3 protein-coding genes are annotated in these 2,304 nt (G+C 66.8%); 1 reads left to right on the plus strand and 2 read right to left on the minus strand.

The annotated features are described in order from the left end of the window. Nucleotides 1-147: 147 nt before the first annotated feature. The gene (locus ACSLE4_RS06635; protein ID WP_435903693.1) at nucleotides 148-573 is read left to right on the plus strand and encodes a GFA family protein; all 426 of its coding nucleotides are present in this window, start codon (nucleotides 148-150) and stop codon (nucleotides 571-573) included. A gap of 8 nt (nucleotides 574-581) precedes the next feature. Here ACSLE4_RS06635 and ACSLE4_RS06640 read toward each other — a convergent pair whose 3' ends face one another. Both ACSLE4_RS06640 and ACSLE4_RS06645 read right to left on the minus strand, forming a co-directional pair. Continuing rightward, on the minus strand, nucleotides 582-1,103 hold the full coding sequence (locus ACSLE4_RS06640) for a DUF3828 domain-containing protein (protein ID WP_435903694.1): 522 nt from the start codon (nucleotides 1,101-1,103) through the stop codon (nucleotides 582-584). Between the two features lie 62 nt (nucleotides 1,104-1,165). Further along, on the minus strand, nucleotides 1,166-2,304 hold a 1,139-nt coding region (locus ACSLE4_RS06645), incomplete at its 5' end, for an amino acid permease (protein ID WP_435903695.1).

Raw genomic sequence — 2,304 nt, forward strand, 5'->3', positions numbered from 1 at the left:
GGCGAGGCCGGGACGCAATCCCGGCTTTTTCTCGGCATTGCACGTTAGCGCTCGCCACGGCGCCGCCGCAAGCCTTGCGGCTTTATGAAGACTTGTGTGCAAACCGCCCGTCTTGCACCTTGCCGCGACGCGTAACAGGAGGGACCCATGACCATCACCGGCGGCTGTTTGTGCGGTGCGGTACGTTATGAGATCGACGCGGCCCCGCTCGCGATTCGCACCTGCTGGTGCACCGACTGCCAGAAATTCGCGGCCGGCAACGCCACGGTCAATGTCGTCTTCCCGGCCGACGCCGTGCGCCTCGAGGGCGGCCTCACCGACTATGCGAGCACCGCCGACAGCGGCAACACAATGCATCGCGGCTTCTGCCCCATTTGCGGGACGCCGGTGACCACGGGCTCCGAGGCGCGGCCGCATCTCTTAGGCATCCGCGGCGGCACGCTCGACAACCCGGCGCTGGCCCGGCCTGAGATCACCATCTGGACGAGAAGCGCGCCAAGCTGGGCTGTCATCGACCCGGACATTCCCCGCGAGGAGACGCAGCCTGCGCTGCCGGGCCCGCCCAAGGCGTAGGGCTCCCGCTACTCCTGCTTCGCGTCCGGGAAGGCGTCGGGCGCGCCGGTCAGGATCTTCGACAGGGTCCAGCGCGGGGGCAGCGTCTCGGCGATGTCGTCGATGCGCCACTCTCCGCCCTCGCGCACGAGGCTGAAGAGGATGCTCCGCGGCTTGCCGAAATTGGCGAAGTCCGCGCGCACCCGCGCCTCGCCGCCGGACCGGTAAACCTCCTTCACCTTGAGGCCGCCGATTTCCCAGTCCTGGCCGTCGACGAAAGGATCGAAGTCGAGGCGGCCGACCTCGCCCTCTTGTGTTTCGGCGGCGTCCTTGTCGAGAAGCGCCTGCAGGCGCTTTGAGTAGATCTCCGACCCTTCCGGCTGGACGGGATCGTCGTCCTTGTTGTCCGTATAGGCCTCGTAGATCCGAGAGACGAAGATTACCGCCTCGCTCGGGGTCTCCTGCTTTGCCGGCGCCTCTTCATCGTCTTGCCCGCACGCGGCCACCGCGCCGAGCGCGAGGAGTACAGCGAGGCCGGCGGCAAGTCGCATAACGGTGGCAAGTCGCATAACGGTGGCAAGGCGCATAACGGCGATAAGACGCATGGCGGCGCTCAGGACCCTGCGCCGTCGCGATGGCGCATGGCGAACTCTTCTTCCGGGGATAGAACTAGGGTCTTGCGGCTATGCACCGCGAAATAGGCGATGGCGATGGCGTACCAGATGGCGACGCCGACCACGCCCGTCCGGTACAGCGGATCGGCGAGTTGGAAGCCGATGGTGACGAGGGCGATGAGCACGGTGAGCGCCGCGCCGGGGATGCCGAACGGGCTCCTGAAGGGCCGCTCGATCTTGGGGACCTTGCGGCGGAGCTCGATGAAGGTCAGCCCTTGGAGCAGATAGGAGAACATGGCCCCGAACACCGCCATGTTCAGAAGCACGCCGCCGATAAAGGCGCCCGCGTCCTTGCCGCCCATGGTGAACCACACGGCGAGCATCACGCCGAGCCCGATCAATGCGAGCGCCACCAGCGCCGTGTTGGGGGTCTTGTGCTTGGAGTGGGTCACCGACAGGAAATGCGGGAAATAGCCCGCGCGCGACAGGGAATAGATTTGCCGCCCGCCGGCGAAGATGATGGCGTGGAAGCTCGCCACCAGGCCGACCACCGCGGCCAAAGCGAGCGCGCCGGCCGCATGCAGATCGAAGATGGCGCGGAAGCCGTCAAGGATTGGCTCGGGCGAGGTGCCGAGCGCGAAGGCGCCGGTCAGCGTCTCGCCGCCGACGACGCGCTCCACCGGGATCGACGGGTTGATGAACAGCACGAGAAAGCCGAGGCCGATCAGCGTGAACATCCCCAGCATGATGCCCTTGGGCATGTCGCGCTTCGGGTCCACGGACTCTTCCGCCGCCAAAGGCAGCTGCTCGATGGCGAGGAACAGCCACACGGCGAACGGCATGGCCGCGAGCACGCCGTAGATGCCGAACGGCAGGAACGGTCCGCCGCCGTCCGGAAGATGCACCGCCTCGCCCGCCTCGTTCACGCCGACATTCAGCGCGTAGCGCGCAAAGTCGATCTGGGGCAGGGCACTCACGAAGAAGGTGACCAGCACGGCGATGGCCATCAGCGTCACCATGGCCGTCACCATGAAGGACAGCTCCACGCCGCGCGCGTTCGCCGTGACGAACACCGCGTAGCCCGCGACCCAATAGAGCGGCTGGAGCTCGGGCGGCGTGCCGAAGATCGCGGTGAGAT

It is taken from the genome of Methyloceanibacter sp. (assembly GCF_051306395.1).
Taxonomy (GTDB): domain Bacteria; phylum Pseudomonadota; class Alphaproteobacteria; order Rhizobiales; family Methyloligellaceae; genus Methyloceanibacter.

Bases quoted from the DNA above. Each gene is read 5' to 3' on its own strand.
- ACSLE4_RS06635 (WP_435903693.1), top strand. From the start codon at position 148: ATGACCATCACCGGCGGCTGTTTGTGCGGTGCGGTACGTTATGAGATC.
- ACSLE4_RS06640 (WP_435903694.1), bottom strand. From the start codon at position 1,103: ATGCGACTTGCCGCCGGCCTCGCTGTACTCCTCGCGCTCGGCGCGGTG.